Source organism: Vibrio sp. 1978, assembly GCF_033344345.1.
This window is the reverse complement of the sequence record NZ_JAWPOP010000195.1, coordinates 1-969: the sequence shown is the minus strand read 5'-3', so window position 1 is coordinate 969 and position 969 is coordinate 1. Positions and strand designations below refer to the sequence as shown.

Below are 969 nucleotides of genomic sequence, written 5' to 3'. Positions count from 1 at the left end.
ACATATTCGGTCGTTTGGACGACGTTAATGGGTGTGATTCCTGCCCTGATTGTGTTCAAAGTAAAGCTGCAACCACAACGCGGACAATGGCTACGCTTTGTGCTTACAAAACTGGTCGCGATGCTCGCTTCGTTAGCAGTTATTGCCGTGATTGCGGGGTTGTACTATCAAGATTACGCATCTGTGGGTCGCAATAACAGCTACCTGAAAAAAATGATCATCCCAACGCAATATGTCTACAGCGCGACAAGTTACGTAAAAGAAAATTACTTAACTACGCCACAGCCATATCGTGAAATCGGTACTGATGCACAGCAATCTCCGACCGCTTTACAGCAAGCGCAGGACAAACCGACGTTACTCGTTTTTGTGGTAGGTGAAACCGCACGTACTCAAAACTATCAACTGAACGGTTACGAGCGTGAAACTAACCCCTACACTAGCCAATTAGATGTGATTTCTTTTAAAGATGTAGCGTCATGCGGCACTGCGACAGCGGTATCTGTACCATGCATGTTTTCTCAGTTAACGCGCAATCAATTTGACCGTAAACAAGCTGATAACCAAGACAACGCGTTAGATATCATGCAACGTGCAGGTATCGACCTACTGTGGAAAGAAAACGACGGTGGCGATAAAGAAGTCGCGCATAAGATCAAAAAAATCGAAGTAGACAGAAAGCAACAAAACGCACTGTGCAACGGTCAAACTTGTTACGACATGGCACTACTGAGTGACTTTGACCAAGAAGTGTCGAACATGAACGGTAACCGAGTTGTAGCCATGCATCTTATTGGCAGCCATGGCCCAACTTACTTCCAACGTTACCCGAAAGAGAAAGCATTTTTCCAACCGGATTGCCCACGTGCAGACATTGAAAACTGTAGCGTCGAAGAGATCGTAAATACCTACGACAATACCATTCGTTACACAGACTTTGTCTTGGAACAAACCATCAACAAACTTAAG

Annotated in this window: 1 protein-coding gene; it reads left to right on the top strand. The window is 44.9% G+C overall.

All coding sequences use genetic code 11. The features are described 5' to 3' along the window. On the top strand, nucleotides 1-969 hold a 969-nt coding region (locus R8N49_RS25460; protein ID WP_318190255.1), incomplete at both ends, for a phosphoethanolamine transferase.